Genomic DNA, 3534 nt, shown 5'->3' with positions numbered 1-3534 from the left:
GGCTTGCGTAGGCACCATCGCCCGCGCCCAGGCGCACTCCTTGATCTTTGCAAACTCGGCGATGGCCTTCTCGGCCACCTGACTGTCGGCGAAGCCGTGGAACACCAGGATCTCGCTGAAGACGAACTCCGGCGTCATGTCGCGAGAGCCCTTCAGCCACTCGGTGAAGCAGGCCCCGGCGGTGTACTCGGCGGAATCCCAATCCGGAGGAACGCCGGTGAGGTTCCAGTCTTCGCCCCGGCCGTCCAGGATGACGAAGACATCAACCACTCGGCCAGCTTGATTGGTGTTCCAGCCAATCAGAGCCTGGGAGGCGGGGATCAGGTTGGCGGTTGGCATTCTTCAGGCCTCCTGGAGAGCGGCTGAAGTGGTCATGAAGCTTCTCCTCATTCGTCGTCGCCGCAGTAGCCCGTAGGCGTGCTGTAGCGGCCAGAGACGTTGTTGAACTCGAGTTCCGCCTTCACCCCTCGCCTTCCCCAGCGGCGGAAACGGGCCTTGTTGAGATGGATTTCGGTGATGCCTTTCGGCGTGTGAACTGTGATGCCCAGGTCTGCCTTGTTGGCCCAGTTCGCCCCACCGTTGATGTCGTACATGCCGGGCGGGTTGACCTTGCCGCCGGGCTTCTCGGGTTGAAGCTTGGTCGGATGGGCGACGATCCAGACATTCACCCCGTGGCGGAGCGCGAACGAGCGCAGGCGCTGGAGGCACCGGCCGACATACTGCGTCTCCGTCAGGTTTCCCTGCTGATGCTCGATCTCGTTCCAAGGGTCGATCAGGAGATCCGTGATACCATGCCGCAGAAGCGCGATCCGGGTTCGCTCAAGCAGCCAGTCCAGGGTCGGCGCATCATCCTCGGCATCGCAGACCAGCATGATCATGCGCTCGCGGAACCACTCCTCGGCTTCGCTGATCTCCTGGTCCGACATGCTCGCGCAATCGGGCCGAGGCCAGAACGGCTTGCCTGACCGGATCTGAACGCACTGGGCGACGTAGCTCTCCCAGGGCTGCATCTCCGGCGAGAAGACGACGAAGCGGCGGTTGTGCTTCGCCATCAGGTGCACCTTCACGAACATCACCCAGCTGGACTTGCCGTGGTTTGGGATGCCCGTGACGACGATCAGGCGTCCTTCACCAGGGAGTGCCAGGATCTGGTCTGTCGCCCCTGCCCCGGTCGTCAGCACCTCGGGCGGATGGCCATGGCGCAGCTTCAGGAGGGTGCCGGTTCCGAGGAACTGGATGCCGTCGATCGGGATAGGCGTCGCGGCCGCGATGGCTGCATGGATCGCCTCGGCCCCATGGCGCGCCAGCGTATCCCCGGCGTCCTTGCAGCCCTCCGGCCAGGTCACGATCCAGCAGCGGTGCTTGCCCAGCCGGCGCGCCAGTTCCTCGCGCAGTGCCTGGCCGGGCTCGTCCATGTCGCCCGCCAGGTAGAACTTCTTCACCTTCGACAGCAGGTCCTCGTGCGTCCCGAGCGCCGCGAAGCGCTTGTCCGCCAGCCGCGCCGGGTCGTTCTCGGCGCGCAGCCTGTCGGGGGCACCATCCTTGAGGGTCACCGCCTGCCGGAAGCCGGCCTCATGGAGCGCCATGACGTCCGGCTCGCCCTCGACCCAGATCACCTCGTCCGGGCTTTCGATGGCGTCGATGTTGAACAGGGTCGGGATGGGCGCCCGATCCTGCATCATCTGCTTGTCGGCCGAGCGGAACTTCCGGTTCACCAGCTCGCCGCGATGGTAGTACGGGAACACCACCGCCCATTGCTGTCCGCCATTGGCGAACCAGTGGCTGGCGCCGTAGCAGCGGAAGGCGTCCACCGTCTCCTGACCGATGCCCCGAGCCTCGAACCAGCCGTACAGGCGCTCATCCCGCACCTGCTCCTCCACGGGATGGGGCTCGGGCTTCTGCGAGGCGAGGCTCACCGGGGACCGGCGCGCCGGGAGCGTGCGCAGCTCGGTCTGGATCCGCCCGCCATCGGTCCACCCACAGTGGCCCCGGTGGCACTTCCAGACCGCCCCCATGCCGTCGGTGTCGATCGACAGGCTGAGCGAGTTCTCCCGGCTCCGCCCGCCACCGCAGCAGGGGCAGACCAGCTTCTCCGTGTGCCCGGCCGCCTGGCTGCGTGGCCTGAGGCCGTGCTCGGCGAAGATCTCCGCCAGCGAGTGCGCGGCGCTCACAGCGGGGTCCTCACGCCTGAGCCGGGCTTGTCAGGCGCCGGGGTGATGAAGCCGTCGATCGCGCGATCCCAGGCGTCGAACTCGGCGGAACCGGGCCGCGGCTTCGGCAGGCTGCGGACCTCTGCCGGTGGGCGGTCGAAGTACCGTGGGTCGTAGCGTCGCGTCGGCGCCGGGTCGGGCACGGCCGGTACGCCCTGGTCCTGCCAGCGCCGCCCGTTCAGCCAGGTGGCCGCCATCGGGACGAACTTCGGCTCATCGCTGAACCGGTACCGCCGCAGCCCCTCCATCAGCGGGTTCAGCCCGCCAGCAGCCCGGATCGCCACGGGGAAGGCCTTGGCAGCCGCTTGCCGGGCGTCCTTCCGCGGGTAGGCGGCGTAGAACTCCGCGAACCCGTCCGGCTCCTCGTCCGTGCTGCGCCTTCGGGGCTTCGGCCCTGGAGGGTCAGGGTCCGCCTGGCCAGCCGCCAGAGCGAGGTCGGGAAGCTCAAGCTCGGCAGGCGCTTTCGAACCGAAATCGGACGATATCTTCTTCTCTTCCTCCTTCTCCCTCCTCCCTCCTCCTATCTGCGGAGACTTTTCCCCACCAGTTCCGAACCGGTTCCCCACCGGTTCCGAACTCTGAGGATCTGAAGGGGGAACCGGTTCCGAACTCGCGCCCCTTTCGTCGCTCTCCGGTTCCGAACTGGTCAGGTCATCATTGCCGCTCAGTTCCGAACCGGTTCCGCCCGATCCAACGTAGAGATGCAGATCGTGCGGAAGCGGGTAGAGGTATTTGGGCTTCTTCGGGCGCTGGAACTTGCAGAAGTTCCGAACCGCTCCGAACTCACGCTCCCCCACGCGGAACCGCCGGATGAAGTTCAGCCGCTCCAGGGCACCGAGAAGCTCCCCGATGTCAGCCTGAGCCGCCGGCAGAATCCTCGCCTTGATGGTGAGCGCGCGAAGCAGAAAGACGCCGCGGTCGTCCGCCTCAGTCCAGAGGCCGATCAGCAGCGGGACAGCAAGCGGCGCTTCCACGGTCAGCTGCATGAAGGCCTCGTCCGTGAACAGGCCGGGGTGGATGCTGCGGATGCGCGCCATGTCAGTGCCCCTCCCCCGCCACGAGCCAGCCGGCTGCCCGGGTTGATACTGTGTTCCTCATCGCCGCCTCCGGAACCGGGCCAGCCAGTGGTCAGCGTGCCGGCGCGCTGCTTCCGCGCGGCGCGTCGCCGTTTCGGCAAGAGCCGTCCAGCGCCGTTCCCGCCATAGCGCGAACCTCGCCATGAATTTCACCATGGGTGCTCCTGAGCGCCTCCAGCCGCGCATGAAGCAGCGCGCGCCGGGCATCGAGTTGGTTCATCTCGCGCTCCATGCGTGCCGTGTAGGCG

4 protein-coding genes are annotated in these 3534 nt (G+C 66.9%); all 4 read right to left on the bottom strand.

The features are described 5' to 3' along the window. On the bottom strand, window positions 1–339 hold a 339-nt coding region (locus VNS22_RS01905; protein ID WP_325729042.1), incomplete at its 3' end, for a hypothetical protein. Between the two features lie 47 nt (window positions 340–386). Continuing rightward, window positions 387–2171 (bottom strand): bifunctional DNA primase/helicase, encoded by a 1785-nt coding sequence (locus VNS22_RS01900; RefSeq protein ID WP_325729040.1) that lies wholly within the window; start codon window positions 2169–2171, stop codon window positions 387–389. Beyond that, entirely contained in the window at window positions 2168–3247 is a 1080-nt protein-coding gene (locus VNS22_RS01895) for a hypothetical protein (protein ID WP_325729038.1), read from the bottom strand. The genes VNS22_RS01900 and VNS22_RS01895 overlap by 4 nt, the downstream gene beginning before the upstream one ends. A gap of 91 nt (window positions 3248–3338) precedes the next feature. Continuing rightward, a partial coding sequence (locus VNS22_RS01890; RefSeq protein WP_325729036.1) for a hypothetical protein occupies window positions 3339–3534 on the bottom strand: 196 nt, incomplete at its 5' end.

It is taken from the genome of Geminicoccus sp. (assembly GCF_035556675.1).
GTDB lineage: Bacteria > Pseudomonadota > Alphaproteobacteria > Geminicoccales > Geminicoccaceae > Geminicoccus.
Note: the sequence above shows the minus strand (reverse complement) of the source record. Positions and strands in the feature narration are given on the sequence as shown.